We start from the raw sequence: 355 nt of genomic DNA, 5'->3' as shown, positions 1-355 counted from the left end.
CCCCCGGTGTAAAAAAAGTAAAAGGCGGTTCCTTGGAGACCGCCGCCAAGCTTTCCGTGTAAAAAGTTCGTTTTATTTCATAAAAGGGGGTTCAGCTGAGGGAGGTGGTTCACATGGGAAGAAAAGCGAAGCCGATTCATTTGCATTTATTAGAAGGTAATACAAATCGATTGACAAAGGATGAAATTGAACAACGATTAAAAGCTGAAAAACAGTTACAAGCAAAAAAAGACAAGGTAAAGCCACCAACGTGGTTAGATTCAGTTGCAAAGAAAGAGTTTAGACGGATTGCTGGTGAATTATTAGAATTAGATGTTATTACAAACATAGATGTGAATGCATTAGCAACGTATTG

At 38.6% G+C, this 355-nt stretch carries 1 pseudogene; it reads left to right on the top strand.

Annotated features, from left to right (window positions below):
• Window positions 1–104: 104 nt before the first annotated feature.
• A pseudogene (locus tag ACQRBL_RS32660) lies at window positions 105–355 on the top strand (phage terminase small subunit P27 family); the annotation flags it as partial.

Source organism: Bacillus sp. AF62 (assembly GCF_050312695.1).
Classification (GTDB): Bacteria; Bacillota; Bacilli; order Bacillales; family Bacillaceae_G; genus Bacillus_A; species Bacillus_A cereus.
This window is presented reverse-complemented; position numbering and strand designations above follow the sequence as displayed.